At 73.0% G+C, this 15,103-nt stretch carries 18 protein-coding genes; 11 read left to right on the plus strand and 7 right to left on the minus strand.

Going from position 1 to position 15,103, the window contains the following annotated elements:
• Window positions 1–110: 110 nt before the first annotated feature.
• Window positions 111–635, minus strand: coding sequence for a hypothetical protein (locus ACZ5NJ_RS27890; protein WP_468768201.1), 525 nt, complete (start codon window positions 633–635; stop codon window positions 111–113).
• A gap of 249 nt (window positions 636–884) precedes the next feature.
• On the opposite strand from ACZ5NJ_RS27890, the gene fmt reads away from it, so the two are divergent.
• The 6 genes from fmt (at window position 885) to ACZ5NJ_RS27920 (ending at window position 7,380) form a co-directional block, all read left to right on the plus strand.
• The gene (gene fmt, locus ACZ5NJ_RS27895; RefSeq protein ID WP_468768203.1) at window positions 885–1,829 is read left to right on the plus strand and encodes a methionyl-tRNA formyltransferase; all 945 of its coding nucleotides are present in this window, start codon (window positions 885–887) and stop codon (window positions 1,827–1,829) included.
• Between the two features lie 124 nt (window positions 1,830–1,953).
• Entirely contained in the window at window positions 1,954–3,420 is a 1,467-nt protein-coding gene (locus ACZ5NJ_RS27900; protein ID WP_468768204.1) for an RsmB/NOP family class I SAM-dependent RNA methyltransferase, read from the plus strand.
• A gap of 171 nt (window positions 3,421–3,591) precedes the next feature.
• Entirely contained in the window at window positions 3,592–4,047 is a 456-nt protein-coding gene (locus tag ACZ5NJ_RS27905) for a hypothetical protein (RefSeq protein WP_468768205.1), read from the plus strand.
• A 4-nt stretch (window positions 4,048–4,051) separates the two neighbouring features.
• On the plus strand, window positions 4,052–5,881 hold the full coding sequence (locus ACZ5NJ_RS27910) for an alpha/beta hydrolase (protein ID WP_468768207.1): 1,830 nt from the start codon (window positions 4,052–4,054) through the stop codon (window positions 5,879–5,881).
• Between the two features lie 38 nt (window positions 5,882–5,919).
• A complete protein-coding gene (locus ACZ5NJ_RS27915) occupies window positions 5,920–6,840 on the plus strand; it encodes a hypothetical protein (RefSeq protein WP_468768209.1) in 921 nt (306 codons plus the stop codon).
• Window positions 6,841–6,870: 30 nt separating this feature from the next.
• Window positions 6,871–7,380, plus strand: a complete 510-nt coding sequence (locus tag ACZ5NJ_RS27920; protein WP_468768210.1) for a hypothetical protein — start codon at window positions 6,871–6,873, stop codon at window positions 7,378–7,380.
• Here ACZ5NJ_RS27920 and ACZ5NJ_RS27925 read toward each other — a convergent pair.
• Window positions 7,377–8,483, minus strand: coding sequence for an amidohydrolase family protein (locus ACZ5NJ_RS27925; RefSeq protein WP_468768391.1), 1,107 nt, complete (start codon window positions 8,481–8,483; stop codon window positions 7,377–7,379). The two genes, ACZ5NJ_RS27920 and ACZ5NJ_RS27925, sit on opposite strands and share 4 nt — an antisense overlap.
• Before the next feature lie 137 nt (window positions 8,484–8,620).
• Between ACZ5NJ_RS27925 and rpe the strand changes: the two genes are divergently transcribed.
• The 5 genes from rpe (at window position 8,621) to ACZ5NJ_RS27950 (ending at window position 11,628) form a co-directional block, all read left to right on the plus strand.
• Entirely contained in the window at window positions 8,621–9,307 is a 687-nt protein-coding gene (gene rpe / locus ACZ5NJ_RS27930) for a ribulose-phosphate 3-epimerase (RefSeq protein WP_468768212.1), read from the plus strand.
• A 138-nt stretch (window positions 9,308–9,445) separates the two neighbouring features.
• Window positions 9,446–10,462 carry a sugar-binding transcriptional regulator gene (locus tag ACZ5NJ_RS27935; RefSeq protein WP_045946176.1) on the plus strand — a complete coding sequence of 339 codons (1,017 nt, stop codon included), beginning with the start codon at window positions 9,446–9,448 and terminating at the stop codon, window positions 10,460–10,462.
• Window positions 10,463–10,556: 94 nt separating this feature from the next.
• On the plus strand, window positions 10,557–10,778 hold the full coding sequence (locus ACZ5NJ_RS27940; protein ID WP_468768213.1) for a hypothetical protein: 222 nt from the start codon (window positions 10,557–10,559) through the stop codon (window positions 10,776–10,778).
• A gap of 50 nt (window positions 10,779–10,828) precedes the next feature.
• Entirely contained in the window at window positions 10,829–11,269 is a 441-nt protein-coding gene (locus ACZ5NJ_RS27945) for a guanyl-specific ribonuclease (RefSeq protein ID WP_468768215.1), read from the plus strand.
• Window positions 11,266–11,628, plus strand: a complete 363-nt coding sequence (locus ACZ5NJ_RS27950) for a barstar family protein (RefSeq protein WP_468768217.1) — start codon at window positions 11,266–11,268, stop codon at window positions 11,626–11,628. The genes ACZ5NJ_RS27945 and ACZ5NJ_RS27950 overlap by 4 nt, the downstream gene beginning before the upstream one ends.
• Before the next feature lie 39 nt (window positions 11,629–11,667).
• Here ACZ5NJ_RS27950 and ACZ5NJ_RS27955 read toward each other — a convergent pair whose 3' ends face one another.
• From ACZ5NJ_RS27955 to ACZ5NJ_RS27975, 5 genes are all read right to left on the minus strand, one after another.
• Window positions 11,668–12,144 carry a group II truncated hemoglobin gene (locus ACZ5NJ_RS27955; RefSeq protein WP_468768219.1) on the minus strand — a complete coding sequence of 159 codons (477 nt, stop codon included), beginning with the start codon at window positions 12,142–12,144 and terminating at the stop codon, window positions 11,668–11,670.
• Window positions 12,141–12,470, minus strand: a complete 330-nt coding sequence (locus tag ACZ5NJ_RS27960) for a putative quinol monooxygenase (RefSeq protein WP_468768221.1) — start codon at window positions 12,468–12,470, stop codon at window positions 12,141–12,143. The genes ACZ5NJ_RS27955 and ACZ5NJ_RS27960 overlap by 4 nt, the downstream gene beginning before the upstream one ends.
• A gap of 76 nt (window positions 12,471–12,546) precedes the next feature.
• Complete coding sequence (locus ACZ5NJ_RS27965) at window positions 12,547–13,038, minus strand: hypothetical protein (protein ID WP_468768223.1); 492 nt, start codon at window positions 13,036–13,038, stop codon at window positions 12,547–12,549.
• Between the two features lie 60 nt (window positions 13,039–13,098).
• Window positions 13,099–14,829: an FAD-dependent oxidoreductase gene (locus ACZ5NJ_RS27970; RefSeq protein ID WP_468768225.1), complete on the minus strand. Its 1,731-nt coding sequence runs from the start codon at window positions 14,827–14,829 to the stop codon at window positions 13,099–13,101.
• On the minus strand, window positions 14,826–15,098 hold the full coding sequence (locus tag ACZ5NJ_RS27975; RefSeq protein WP_468768226.1) for a UBP-type zinc finger domain-containing protein: 273 nt from the start codon (window positions 15,096–15,098) through the stop codon (window positions 14,826–14,828). Before ACZ5NJ_RS27975 ends, ACZ5NJ_RS27970 begins: the two co-directional genes overlap by 4 nt.
• Between the last annotated feature and the right edge of the window lie 5 nt (window positions 15,099–15,103).

A 15,103-nucleotide genomic window follows, 5' to 3' on the forward strand; every position in this document is an offset into this window, starting at 1 on the left:
TACCCCCTCCCACCCCCACCCCACCCCCCCCCCCCCCACCCCCCCCCCCCCCCCCCCCCCCCCCGGGGCCGGGGGCCGTCGGGGGTCGGCGTCCCGGCGGCGGGGGCGGGTCAGCCGTTGCGGGGGCCCGGGAAGGCGGAGGGGCGCCCCGCCGCGGCCGTGGCCTGGGCGTCCTCGCGGACCGGCTGCGGCGGCACGGAGCGCGCCGCCGGAATCGTCGGCAGCGGTCCCAGCGTCCGCGTCGCGGTGCCCTCGGCCAGCGGCTCCGCCGCCTCCGCGGCCTGCGCCGCCCGCCGCGCCCCGTAGCGGCGGTGCACGGCCTGCTTGGTGACACCGAGCGCCGAACCGACCGCGTCCCACGAGAAGCCGAGGGAGCGGTCGAAGTCCACCGCCGCGGTGACGAGCGTCTCGACGCTGTCCCGCAGCTCCTGGGCGAGCCGGACGGTGGGCGCGGGCGCCCGGCCGTAGACGACGAAGCCCGTGGAGGGCCCGGAGCGGCGCGGGCGGTACACGTTGCCGAGCTGGGCGGTGAGCGTGCGCAGTGCGTCCACCTGCCGGCGAACCCGCTCGATGTCCCGCACCAGGAGGTGCAGACTGGCCCGTGCTTGGGCGTCATGGGTGGCGTGGTCGGCCATGGAGAAGCCTCTCGAACCGGTGCTGAAGAGCGGATCGGGCCGCAGACACCGTTCAGAATCGCGGCCCGTTTCGGTCAATCTCTCTTGACCAACGCGTCGACACGCCCCCAGGTCACGCCCTGGGGGCGTGTCGGCATATGCGAGAGGCGCGTGTGTGTGCGTACGCCCCCGATCCCGCAGGCGGGTCCGGGGGACCACGCCCCCTAGACTGGACCGTTGCTGACGCCGAGATAGCGAGGTAGGACCCCAGTGAAGCTCGTCTTCGCAGGCACCCCCGAGGTCGCCGTGCCCGCCCTGGACGCCCTGATCGCCTCCGGGCGGCACGAGGTCGCGGCCGTCGTCACCCGGCCCGACGCACCGGCCGGCCGCGGCCGCCGGCTGGTCGCCAGCCCCGTCGCCGAGCGCGCCGAGGAGGCCGGCATCGAGGTCCTCAAGCCGGTCCGCCCGCGCGACCCGGAGTTCCTGGAGCGGCTGCGCGAGATCGCCCCCGACTGCTGCCCGGTCGTCGCCTACGGCGCCCTGATCCCCAAGAGCGCCCTGGACATCCCCGTCCACGGATGGGTCAACCTGCACTTCTCGCTGCTGCCCGCCTGGCGCGGGGCCGCGCCCGTCCAGCAGGCGATCATGGCCGGCGACCAGGTCACCGGGGCCTCCACCTTCCGCATCGAGGAGGGGCTCGACACCGGCCCGGTCTTCGGGGTCCTCACCGAGGACATCCGCCCGACCGACACCAGCGGCGACCTGCTGACCCGCCTCGCCTTCGCCGGCGCAGGCCTGCTGACCGCGACCATGGACGGCATCGAGGACGGCTCCCTGCGCGCCGTCGAACAGCCCGCCGACGGGGTCTCCCTCGCGCCGAAGATCACCGTCGAGGACGCCCGCGTCGACTGGAACGCCCCCGCGCTGCGCGCCGACCGCGTCGTGCGCGGCTGCACTCCGGCGCCCGGCGCGTGGACCGTCTTCCGCGGCGAGCGCCTCAAGCTGATCTCCGTCGGCCTGGTACCCGACCGCACGGACCTCGCGCCGGGCGTGCTGGCCCCGGCCAAGAACAACGTGTACGTCGGCACCGGCTCGCACGCCGTCGAGCTGCTCTGGGTCCAGCCGCAGGGCAAGAAGCCGATGAAGGGCGCCGACTGGGCCCGCGGGGTGCGCATCGCCCCCGGCGAGCGCCTGGGCGGGACCGACGTAGGCTGATTCCATCCGGGCCCTCCCCTGGCCGGGGGCGCCCGCCGACCCGTGACACCGAGTCCCGTGACACCGCAGTACCCGTGACACCGCAGTACCCCGAAGCACCTCGTACCTCCGGAGCACCTTCCACGTGAGCGAAAAGTCCCCCCAGCCCCGCCGCAGCCCCGCCGCGGGCGGCCGGCCGGCCAAGCCGTACCGCCGGCCCCAGAAGGACCCCGTCCGGCTGCTGGCCTTCGAGGCGCTGCGGGCGGTGGACGAGCGCGACGCGTACGCGAACCTCGTCCTGCCCCCGCTGCTGAAGAAGGCCCGCCAGAGCGAGTCCTTCCAGGCCCGCGACGCGGCCCTGGCCACCGAGCTGGTCTACGGGACCCTGCGCCGCCAGGGCACGTACGACGCGATCATCTCCGCCTGCGTCGACCGGCCGCTGCGCGAGGTGGACCCGCCGGTCCTGGACGTCCTCTCGCTCGGCGCGCACCAGCTGCTGGGCACCCGCATCCCCACGCACGCCGCGGTCTCCGCGAGCGTGGAGCTGGCCCGGGTGGTGCTCGGCGACGGGCGGGCGAAGTTCGTGAACGCCGTCCTGCGCAAGATCGCCGCCCATGACCTGGACGGCTGGCTGGAGCGGGTCGCGCCGCCGTACGACGAGGATGCCGAGGAGCACCTCGCGGTCTACCACTCCCACCCCCGCTGGGTGGTCAGCGCGCTGTGGGACGCCCTGGGCGGCGGGCGCGCCGGGATCGAGGACCTCCTGGAGGCCGACAACGAGCGGCCCGAGGTCACCCTGGTGGCCCGGCCCGGCCGGTCCACCCCCGAGGAGCTGGTCGAGGCGCTCGGCGAGGAATCGGCACTGCCGGGCCGCTGGTCCCCGTACGCCGTGCGGATGGCCGAGGGCGGCGAGCCGGGTGCGCTGGAGGCGGTCCGCGAGGGCCGTGCCGGTGTGCAGGACGAGGGCAGCCAGCTGGTCGCCATGGCCCTGGCGGCGGCGCCGGTCGAGGGCCGCGACGAACGCTGGCTGGACGGCTGCGCGGGCCCCGGCGGCAAGGCGGCGCTGCTGGGCGCGCTGGCCGCGCAGCGGGGTGCCTTCCTGCTGGCCTCCGAGAAGCAGCCGCACCGGGCGCGCCTCGTGGAGCGGTCGCTGGCCGGCAACCCGGGCCCGTACCAGGTCATCGCCGCCGACGGCACCCGGCCGCCGTGGCGCCCGGGCTCCTTCGACCGCGTGCTGATGGACGTGCCCTGCTCCGGCCTGGGCGCCCTGCGGCGCCGCCCGGAGGCCCGCTGGCGGCGCCGCCCGCAGGACCTGGAGGGCTTCGCGCCGCTCCAGCGCGCCCTGCTGCGCGAGGCCCTGTCCGCGGTGCGCGTCGGCGGCGTCGTGGGCTACGCGACCTGCTCCCCGCACCTGGCGGAGACCCGGGTGGTGGTGGACGACGTCCTCAAGGGCCGGGGCGCGGGCAACCTCCCGGTGGCGGCCGAACTGATCGACGCCCGCCCGTACATGGAGGGCGTACCAGCCCTCGGCGACGGCCCGGACGTCCAGCTGTGGCCCCATCTCCATGGCACGGACGCGATGTACCTGGCCCTGCTGCGCCGCACCGCGTAACCCTCCCCGGCGGCGCAGCCGAGAGCCCGCTTACCCCACCCCGCGCCGCCGGACACCGGCCCCGTCCGGTCCCCCAGATCCCCATGAGTACGCGTACTCATGAGCCGCGCCCGCCTGCGCGGTAGCGTCCGGCTCGGTGTGATCCACAGGGGCGGGACGGGGGAACGGCGCATGGGGTGGGACGAGTGGGACCGGATCAAGGCCGAGTCGGCCGGCGGGGGACCCGTCGGGATGCGGCTCGACCACGTTCCGGCCGAACCCGCCGCCGGACCCAGCGCCGTCACGGGCGGCCTCCAGTCCGGCAAGAAGGCGTGGACCACGGCCGGCGAAGGGGTCGGCTCCCTGCGCCAGGGCATCGGCGGCGCGCTGGCCAGGCTGGAGGACGGCCAGGCGGGGCTCGGCGCGACCACGGGTTGTCTGACCGCGGCCGCGCAGAAGGACGTGTACGACTCCTGGAAGAAGTACGCGTCGAGCGTCAGCGAGCGGTGCGGCTCCCTCCAGGGCGTCCTGGAGCGGGTGGGCCGCGACCTGTTGGCGACCGATGAGGCGGTCAAGGCCGAGATGGACGGGCTGGACCGCCGGTACGCGGACACGGACGCCGTCGGCGGCCAGGCGAAGGCGCGGTGACGGGATGGACTACGCGACCCTCCAGGCCGTCAAGCCGGGCGAGTTCGAGGAAGCCGCCGCCGGCTACCGCACCATGGCCGGTGCCGCGCAGGCCGCCAAGGAACACATCGAGAACACGGTCGCCACGGGCATGCGCGAGGCGCTGCGCGGCGAGGCGGCGGACGCCTCGCAGCGTCAGCTCCGGGCCCTGGCGGAGAACTTCCACTACACCCAGACCGAATGCGGCGTGATCAGCACGGCGCTGAGCGGGTTCGCGTACGACATGGCGGCCGCCCAGCGGAAGCTGGAGGCGGCGGTCGAGGACGCCCGGGCGGACGGCTGCACGGTGAACGGGGACGGCTCGGTCAACTATCCGGCGGGCCGGAAGCCGGGCGAGGAGAAGGACGCCGCCGGCGGCACGGTGACGGGCAGCGCCGGAGGCAACGCGACCTCCGACGCCCTGGAGCGCCAGGCGGCGAACATCCACCCGAACCCGAACTTCGGCAAGGCGGTGGGGTACGCGAACCGGATCGCCGAGGCGGTCAGGGAAGCCACGGACGCGGACACGAAGTGGGAGCCGAAGATCCGGTCCCTCCAGGCCGACGACGACCTGACGGTGTCCGACCGGGACTGGACGGACGTCACCTCGGACACGGAGGGCGTACGCGAGTCGGCCGGGGGCTACCTCGGCACGATCAAGCCCCGGCCCGCGAACGACTGGCCCCAGGACAACGCCCATTGGTGGAACGGCCTCTCCGAGGAGCAGCGCGAGGCCTACGTCTCCATGCACCCGGCGAGCATCGGAGCGCTCGACGGCCTCCCCTCGGCCGTACGCGACGACGCGAACCGCGTCGTGCTCGCGGAACAGCGCGCCGCCAGGCAGCTGGACTACGACGCCTGGCTCACGAAGGAGCCGCAGCACTTCAAGCCCTACATCAGCCCCGTCACGGGTCGCGAGGTGAAGGGCGCGACGGTCCCGACGGACGAGTGGAAGGCGTGGGAGGAGAAGAGGAAGCAGTTGGAGAACGGCTACCAGGGCATGGACGCCATCCAGAAACGTTTCGACGAACACACGGGCGAGAGCAACCGCCCTTACCTGCTCGGCTTCGACGGCAACGGCATGGGGCGCGCCATCGTCTCCATCGGCAACCCGGACACCGCCGACAACGTGGTGACGTACGTGCCCGGGACGTTCGCCGAGCTGGCGTCCATCCGCGGAGACATGGACCGGGCTGCGGCGCTCCAGGCAGAGGCGGTGCGCAAGGATTCCGTCCACTCGACGGCATCGATCGTGTGGCTCGGTTACGACGCCCCGCAGGGCATAGCGACCGATGCGACGGAAACCAAGTGGGCCGACAAGGCGGAAGACCCGCTGGGCAACTTCATCCAGGGCATCGAGGAAGCCAATCACCGCGAGAGTGGCCTGAACCAGACGCTCCTGGGTCACAGCTACGGGTCCCTGGTGGTGGGCCAGACGATGAGCAAGCACATCGACCTGCCGGTCGACAACGCGATCATGGTGGGCAGTCCAGGCGTGGGCGTGGATCACGCGAAGGACCTGAACATCCCGCCGGACCGCGTCTTCGCGGCCACGGCCGCGAACGACCTCATCAACGTCGCCCCGCCCCCGGCCCGGGACCCGCTCAGCCCGAAGTCGTACTGGGACCTCTTCGACGATCACACGATTGTCCACGGAACCGATCCGACCTCCGACGACTTCGGCGGCCAGGTCTTCACGGTCCCCGCGGGCAAACTGCCGGGCGAAGACGGGGAGATCATGCCCGCGCACTCGCAGTACTGGGACGACAAGCCCCTTGGCAGCCTGGCGGAGATCGTGACCGGAGGACGACCGTGAACCTACGCAAAACAATCCTGGCTGCTGCATTGCTCGCCATGACGATCGTGGTGACCGCCTGCGGGCTGCAGGGGGACGGACAGAAGACCAGCGGAAAGGCATCGAAGCAGGTGACGATGAACGAGCAGCAGGCGATCGATCGGGCAGAGGAGATCATTCACCAGGCGGTGGACGGCATGTCCCCCAAACCCGCACTGGAGCCCATGGGCTACATGCCCGTCGGTACCTGTATCGCCAGGGATGACCACCGACCGGACGACCGCGTACAGGTCACCGTCATCTACAAGCTCACCGGTGTTCCGGGGCCCGAGGCCCAGAATCTCGTGCGGCAGGCCCGGGACGCCTGGCTGAAGCAGGGCTACAAGTACACATCGGGCGAGGACGACTGGTCCACTCCCTTTCCGGCGGTCTACATGCGTACGGAGCCCGACGACTTCTGGATGAACGCCATGACCGGTGTCGTGGATCGAGCCAAGGGCGAGGGCCTTGCCTCTCTCAAAGTGACATCGCCCTGCTTCCTCCCGCCAGGTAAAGCCTCGGCGGCCGGTGCGGCCGATCCCGCGGCACTGGAGGCCCCGAAGGCCGACGATCCCGCCGTGCGCCGGGCCCTCGCCCACTCCAGCAGGATCTACGACGCCCTGCGGGTCGGGTCCGCGCCGACGCAACCTGGCGAGGGCCTCAGCGTGGTCCGGGACGAGTCGGGGGCTGCGGTCCACCACACCTGGTCGACTCCGCCGCTTCCGGAGGACGAGAGGGTGCGGGCCGTGGCGCGCGCGCAGACGTGCTTCCACGGCGCGGGGTGGAAGGTACGCCACATGCCGACGTTCGAGGGCCTCCCGGCTGTCGTCGCCGGCCACCCTGGAGAGCACACGGTGGCCCAGGTCGCGGCTTCCGCCACGGGCGCGGTGCGCGTAGCTGTGACGACGCCACTCAACGGTCCGACGTCCGCAAACGTCTAGCCGGGCGAAAACCGTGACCGGAGGGCGACCGTGAACCTGCGCAGGGCCCTCGCGGCTGCGGTACTGCCGGCCATGACGATCGTGGTGACCTCGTGCGGGGCGTCACCGAAGCCGGTCGTGATGACCGAGCAGCAAGCGACCGACCGGGCGGAAGAGATCATCCAGCAGGCGGTGGTGACCCTGTCGCCCAAGCCCACGCTGAAGCGTACTGGCCCCGAGACCATCGGCCCCTGCATCGCCAAGGATGACCATAGCCCTGACGACCGGCTGCAGGTGACTCTCTTCTACAAGCTCACCGGGGTTCCGGGGGCCGAGGCCAGGAACCTCGTGCTGCAGGCGCAGGACGCCTGGCTCAAGCAGGGCCACAAGATCCACTCGTCGGACGAGAAGGACATGTCCGGCCCGTTCCCGTGGGTCAGCATGCGCACGGAGCCGGACGACTTCTGGATGGAAGCCATCACCGGCGTCCTCGACCGCGCCACGGGCGAGGGCATCGCCACCCTCAAGGTGACCTCGCCCTGCTTCCTCCCGGCCGGCTAGGCCTCGGCGGCGGGGGTGTGCTCGACGCCCGCGCACCAGACGCGGAGGATGCGGCGGGTGGCGCGGATGTCCGTGAGGGGGTCGCCGTCGAGGAGGACGAGGTCGGCGCGCAGGCCCGGGCGGACGGCGCCGCGGTCGGTGAGGCCGAAGTGGCGGGCGGGGAGGACCGTGGCGGCGCGTACGGCGTCCAGGGGGGAGAGGCCGGCGTCCACCAGGAGCTCCAGCTCGTGGTGGAGGCTGCTGCCGTGGGGCGGGGTGAAGGGGACGCCCGGGGTGGCGTTGGCGTCGGTGCCCGCGAGGACGCGTACGCCCGCCCGGTGCAGGGCGGTGACGCTCGCGCGGGCCCGGCCGTAGTCCTCCAGGCCCGGCAGCCCCGCCGCGGCGAGGCCCTCCATCATGGTCAGGGTCGGCACGGCGGCCCGTCCGGCGGTGCGCATCGACGCCGCCGCGGCGGCGTCGAGGGGGCGGTCGGCCGGGACGTGGGTGAGTACGTCGGCGCCGGCCCGCTGCGCCATGGCGTAGGCCTCGGCGGCGGCGGTGTGGGCGACGACGAGGCGGCCGTGCGCGTGCGCGGCGGCGACCAGGGCGTCGAGGGTGGGCTGGTCCAGGGCGCCGGGGCCGGGCCGCTCGGCCACGATCTTGATGTAGTCGGCGCCCTCGGCCACCCGGGCCGCCACGAAGCGCTCCGCGTCGGCCGGGCCGGTGACGACGCTGTCCTCCGGCACCCCGGGCATCCGGGAGTGCAGGCCCCCCGCCGCGATGGCGAGCGTGCCCGGGCTGCGGATGTCGGTGAGTCCCTGGACGGCGCGCAGGGAGTCGACCAGGGCCGGGGGCCAGGTGGCCATGTCGAGGGCGGTGGTGACGCCGTGGTCGCGCAGCTGCCGCAGGTTTTCGGGGCCGTGCAGGTGGACGTGGGCGTCGATCAGCCCGGGGAGGAGGACGGTGCCCCCGGCGTCGGCCACCCGCGCCCCCGCGGGGTCGGCGGTGATCAGCCCGCCGTCGACGACGACCGTGGCGGGGTCGAGGAGCCGCCGGCCGTCGAAGACCCGGGCGTTCGTCAGAGCCGTCTTCACGCAGTCCTCCGGGGGCCGTGGGGCGGCCATTCTCCCGCCGGCCGCCGCCTGCGGCGGGGAGGCGCCAGGACCGGCCACCGGACCCGTGATCGCCCGGACGATGTCGGGGGACCCGGAGTTCCGGGGCCGTGGCCTGAAGTGGCCGGGGGCATGGCAGGCTTGGGGGCATGGCCGTTCAGATCAATCCCAGCATCCTGTCCGCCGACTTCGCCCGTCTCGCCGAGGAGGCGCGGGCCGTCGAGGGGGCCGACTGGCTGCACGTCGACGTCATGGACAACCACTTCGTGCCGAACCTCACCCTCGGGGTCCCGGTCGTGGAGTCGTTGAGCCGTGCCACGGACATCCCGCTCGACCTGCACCTGATGATCGAGGACCCGGACCGCTGGGCGCCGCAGTACGTGGAGGCCGGCGCCGGGTCGGTGACCTTCCACGCCGAGGCCGCCGCGGCCCCGGTGCGCCTCGCGCGCGAGATCCGCGCCCTGGGCGCCCGGGCGGCGATGGCGCTCAAGCCCGGCACCCCGATCGAGCAGTACGAGGACCTCCTGCCCGAGCTCGACATGGTGCTGATCATGACCGTCGAGCCCGGCTTCGGCGGCCAGTCCTTCCTGGACATCATGCTGCCCAAGGTCCGCCGGACCCGGGAGCTGATCGCCAAGCACGGACTGGACCTGTGGCTCCAGGTCGACGGCGGGGTATCGGCCACCACCATCGAGCGGGTCGCGGAGGCCGGCGCGGACGTGTTCGTGGCCGGCAGCGCGGTCTACGGGGCGGTCGATCCGGCCGCCGCGGTGCGGACCCTGCGTGACCAGGCGGGTGCGGCGATCGCCGCCGCGCCGTGGGCCTGCGACCACTGAACCGAGCGTTGGTGAACGGCTCGGTGAACGGATGTCGTCCAGGCTGATCAATGGCCGCTGGATCTGACAGGATGAACGGCGAGTCGAGAGTGTGAACACGACAGTGTGAACAGCAGTGAGGAGAGCGCGGTGTCTGCAATGTCGGCGGGACGGTCAGCCCTGCGGATGGGACCCGCGGAGCTGGTGCAGGCGGCGGCCATGGCGCGCCGCTTCTACCTGGAGGGCAAGTCCAAGATCCAGATCGCCGAGGAGTTCGGCGTGAGCCGCTTCAAGGTGGCCCGGGTCCTGGAGACCGCCCTGGAACGCGATCTCGTACGCATCGAGATCCGGGTACCGGCGGAACTGGACGCGGAGCGCTCCGACGCGCTCCGCGCCCGCTACGGGCTGCGGCACGCCGTCGTGGTCGAGTCCCCGGCGGACGCGAGCGAGGACGCACCCGATCCGGAGAACCTCGGGGCGGTCGCGGCCGACCTGCTGGGCGAGCTGGTCAACGAGGGCGACGTCCTCGGGCTGGCCTGGGGGCGGTCGACCATCCACATGGCGGCCTCCCTGCACCGGCTGCCGCCGTGCACCGTCGTCCAGCTGACCGGCGTGTACGACGCGGGGACGGCCGAGCGCGGGTCCGTGGAGGCCGTGCGGCGCGCCGCACAGGTCTCCGGCGGGGACGCGCACCCCATCTACGCGCCGATGCTGCTGCCGGACCCGGCGACGGCGGCGGCGCTGCGCAACCAGACGGGCATCGCGCGGGCCTTCGAGTACTTCGACAAGGTCACCGTGGCGGCCGTGTCCATCGGCTCCTGGGAGCCGGGGATCTCGACCGTCCACGACATGCTCACGGACGAGGAGCGGGCGCACTACGCCTCCCTGGGCGTGGCCGCCGAGATGTCGGCCCACCTGTTCGACGCGGAGGGGCGCAGGGTCGGCCGGGACCTCGGCGAGCGGTGCATCACCGTCGAGGCCGACCGGCTGCGCCGGATCCCGGAGGTCGTGGCCATCGCGGGCGGGCTGCGCAAGGCCGCCGCGATCGGCGCGGTGCTCCGTTCGGGGCTGGTGACCAGCCTGGTGACGGACACGGCGGTGGCGGACTACCTGCTGACCGAGTCCGCCCCGGGGCTGCGGCCGGCGCTGGAGCGGGCCGACCCCGACGAACTCTGACGAGTCCGCCGAGCCCCGGCCCCGGCGCAGGGTTGTCGCAATCGAGACCCGTTCCCCGGGCCGGAACGCCGCCCGGCCGCGCATACTGGCTTCAATGACCAGTCCCGCGGCGTCCCGCCGCCATCTGCCGTCCAGTCCCTTCAAAGCCCCCGTCGAGCCGCCCGTACGGGGGTTCGGCGTGGGAGACCGGGTGAACCACGACGCGTTCGGTCTCGGCCGGGTCGTCGGCGTCGAGAAGGACGTGGCCGTCCTCGTCGACTTCGGCGCGACCCGCAGGCGTGTCCTGAGCCCCTACTCCAAGATGACGGTGTTGTGAGGCCACTGTCGCGGCTCGCGTAAATATCGGATATTTGGCACGATCGGGGCATGATCTTTCGGAGCGTGCCCCGGTCGTTGTCCCGTGTGCTGGGGGCGCTGTTCCTGTGCGCCGCCCTCGTGGGCGCGGCGGGCTGCGGCGGTGGCTCCGCCCCGGCCGCGCCGGCGCCCGCCACCGCCGGGTCCGGTGCCACCGCCCCCGCGTGGGCGAAGGGGATGGCCACCGTACGGGCCGACGCGCTGCCCGCGCAGGCCCGGGAGGTGCTCGCGCTGATCGACAAGGGCGGGCCGTACCCGTACCGGCAGGACGGGACCGTCTTCGGGAACTTCGAGAAGGTCCTGCCGAGGCAGAAGCGCGGCTACTACCACGAGTACACGGTCAGGACCCCGGGGGAGCGCGACCGCGGGGCCCGTCGCATCGTCACGGGCGAGGGCGGGGAGTTCTACTACACGGACGACCACTACGAGACCTTCAAGGCGGTTCTCCGATGAGCCTCACCCCGCAGCCGCTCGCCCCCGCCCTGGCCGCCGCCGAGCAGGCCGGCTGGACGACCGTACGGCTGGACCTGGACGGGGTGCGCGGCAAGGCGGCGCTGATGCGGCGCTGCGCGGCGGCCCTGCGGGCGCCGGAGTGGTTCGGCGGCAACTGGGACGCGCTCGCCGACGCGCTGATCGACCTGTCCTGGCTGCCGGAGGCGCCGGGGCGGCTGCTGGCGGTGACCTCCTGGCGCGGGTACGCCGCGGAGCGGGCCGAGGACTGGGAGACGCTCGGGGAGGTCCTGGAGCAGGCCGCGGAGTTCTGGCGGGGCCAGGACGGGGCGCCGCCGCTCACCGTGGTGGTGGCCGGCTGAGCGGGCCCCGCGTCCTGCCGGCCGCGGGGCCCGCCCGGGTCATTCGGCCGTCGTCTTGGGGATCCACGGCGGGGTCTGGCCCCAGGACCAGACCGGGACCTTGGCCGCGTCCACCGGCGGCGGGTTGGGGCCCGAGTAGATCAGGGCCATCCGGGTGCCCCACTCGATGTAGTAGACGAACACCGCCCGGAACTCGGGGTCCGTCGGGAGGCCGACCTCGTCGGCCGTGTCCAGCAGCAGGTCCACCCAGCGGCGGCGCTGCTGCTCGGTGATGCCGCGCCCCAGGTGCTTGGTGGCCATGTGCATGTGGCCGCCGTGGTGCGCCGAGTAGTCGGACGGGCCGCCGAAGACCTCCGACAGCCAGACCGCGACGTGCTGCGGGTGCTCCGCGTCCATGCCCGCGAAGACGGGGGCGAGGATCTCGTCCTGCAGGGCGTGCCCGTAGAAGGCGTCCGTGAGGCGCCGCATCGCCTCCGCGCCGCCCATCCACTCGTAGATCGTGGGCGTGGTGCTCATGACTGTCCGGCGGCCTTTCCCGGGCCGACGACGTCGGTGGCGGAGTAGTGCTGCATCTCCTCGATGTTCGTCACGTACGGGCGGATCGCCTGGAAGAACGCCGGGAAGTGCTCGCCCTTGCGGAAGCCGTTGAGGTGGGCGTCGACCGAGGTCCAGCGGATCCGCAGGATGTACCGCTCGGTGTCCTCGGTGTTGTGGGCCAGCTCGTAGTCGATGCACTCGGGCGAGGCGGCCAGGGCCTCGGCCGCACGGGCGTACGCCTCCTCGAAGGCCTGCTGGTCCTGCGAGGCGATCCGGTAGCGGATGTACTCGACGGTGGTGGTCATGGTGTGCGTGCCTCTCCCTGGGATCAGGTCGTCCCGGATACTTTCCGGGATCATCAGTGCCCGGTGGGGATTTCCGTCACTCCGACTGCGACTTCTGGATGTCGGGGCCCTGCGCGCGCACCTGACGGACCTTGTCGAGGGACTCGCGCAGCTCCCGCAGCCACGCGTCCGTGTTCTCCCCGACGAGGCGTACGCACCAGGCCAGGGCGTCCGCCCGGCTGCGCGCCACCCCGCCGGCGACCAGGGTGTCGAGCACCTGGCGCTCGGACTGGCGCAGCCGGGTCATGACGGGGACCGCGAGGTGGGTGAAGAGCACGGTCTCCTCACCCGACTTCACGCCCCAGGCGACCTTGCGGCGGTAGAGCTCCTCGGCCTCGCGGGCCACCTCCACGCGCTGCTCGCGGGTGCGCTCGCGGAACTCCTCGACCGACTCGGACGCCGGGACGGCGCCGACGACGGTGATCTCCTCCCGGTCGACGGTGACCGAGACGAGGGACTCGTAGACGTCCACCGGCAGGCGCTCGGCGAACCACGCGCGGAGCTTCTCGCTCTGTTCGGCTGTAATCATGTAATCAACGTTGCATCCGGTCTCCCGTGATCGCAAGGGTCCGGGTGTTCGCCCTCGGCTTCAGCCCATCGAGCGGTAGCGGTGGATCAGGGAGACCGCCATGGCCCCCTCGCCCACGCCCGAGGCGACCCGCTTGACCGAGTGGGCCCGTACGTCGCCCGCCGCGAACACCCCGGGGACGCTGGTCTCCAGCGGGTACGGGGCGCGCTCCAGGCTCCACTCCGCCGGCAGCTCACCGCCGTTGGCGATCAGGTCCGAGCCGGTGAGGACGAAGCCGTACTCGTCGCGCTCCACCACCCCCGACAGCCAGTCCGTGTGCGGGCGGGCCCCGATGAACGTGAACATGAACCGGGCCGGGACCTCCCGGTCCTCGCCGGTGTCCGCGTCGTGCAGGGTGATCCGCTCCAGGTGCTCCCCGCCGTCCAGGGCGGTGACGGTCGTGCGGACCTTCACCTCGATGTTCGGGGTGCGCTCGATCTCGTCGATCAGGTAGCGGGACATGCTCGCGTCCAGGGAGGCCGCGCGGACCAGGATGGTCACCCGGGCCGCGTACTTGGCGAAGTGCACCGCCGCCTGCCCGGCCGAGTTGGCGCCGCCCACGATGAACACGTGCTGGGAGATGCACGCCGAGCTCTCGGTGGTCGCCGCCCCGTAGTAGAGGCCCGCGCCCTCGAAGCGGTCCGCGCCGGGGGCCTCCAGCCGGTTGTACGAGACCCCGGTCGCCAGCAGCACCGTCTCCGCGCTGATCTCCGTACCGTCCGCCAGGGTCAGGATCTTCGCCGGGTCGTCCCGGGTCAGCGAGACCACCTCCACCGGGTGCAGGATCTCGGCGCCGAAGCGGGAGGCCTGGATGGTGGCCCGGCGGGTCAGGTCCCCGCCGGAGAGGCCCGAGGGGAAGCCGAGGTAGTTCTCGATCAGGCTGGAGGTGCCGGCCTGCCCGCCCGGGGCGCGGGAGTCCAGCATCAGCGTGGACAGCCCCTCCGAGGCCGCGTACACCCCGGCGGCCAGCCCCGCCGGGCCGGCGCCGACGATCACGCACTCGTAGTGCGGGCGCGAGGCGGTGGTGGCCAGGCCCAGGCGCCGGGCCAGTTCGGTGTCGGTGGGCGCGGAGAGCACCGAGCCGTCCGGGAAGCGCACCAGCGGCAGCGCGGCCCCGGCCCGGGCGTCGGCGATCACCGTCAGCGCCTCGGGGTCCCGCTCCACGTTCAGGAAGCGGAACGGCTGGCCGTTGCGGGTGAAGAAGTCCCGCACGGCGTGCGTGCCGGGGGAGACCAGGTGGCCCGCGACGATGATCCCGTCGTAGGCGGGGCGGTAGGTGGCCAGCCAGTCCGAGAGCAGGTCGTCGAGGACCGGGAAGAGCCGCTCGTGCGGCGGGTCCCAGGGCTTGAGCAGGTAGTAGTCCAGCCGGACCCGGTTGATGGCCGTGATGGCCGCGTCCGTCTCCGCGTACGCCGTCAGCAGCACCCGGCGGGCGTCGGGGAACCGGCTGACCGCCTCCAGCAGGAACTCCACCCCGGTGACGTCGGGCATCCGCTGGTCGACGAGGAACAGCGCGGGGTCGTGGCCGCGTTCGTCGAGGGAGTCCAGGATCTTCAGGGCGTCCGCGGCCGAGGATGCGCCCAGCACCCGGTAGCGGTCGCCGTAGGCGCTGCGCAGGTCGCGGCGGACGGCCCGCAGCACCTGCGGGTCGTCGTCCACGGCCAGGATCACGGGCTTGCGGCTGTCGGCCCGTTCCGCGGGGGCGGCCGTGCTCGTGGCGGGGGAGGCGGGGCTCCCCTGGGGCGCGTTCACGCCGGCTCCAGCATCAGCTGGTCGGCGTAGCACCAGGCCCAGTCCTCACCGGGCTCGTGGGAGGCCGCGATCGGGTGGGCCGTCGCCTTGTAGTGCCGGGTCGCGTGCCGGTTCTTGGAGGAGTCGCAGCATCCGACGTGCCCGCAGCTCAGGCACATCCGCAGGTGCACCCAGACGTCCCCCAGGCGCAGGCACTCCTCACAGCCGCCGGCCGATGGCTCCACCGGACGTATCTGGTCGACGTGTGTGCACAACAGGTCCTTCGTCATCGTCC

It is taken from the genome of Streptomyces sp. NPDC032091 (genome assembly GCF_055580265.1).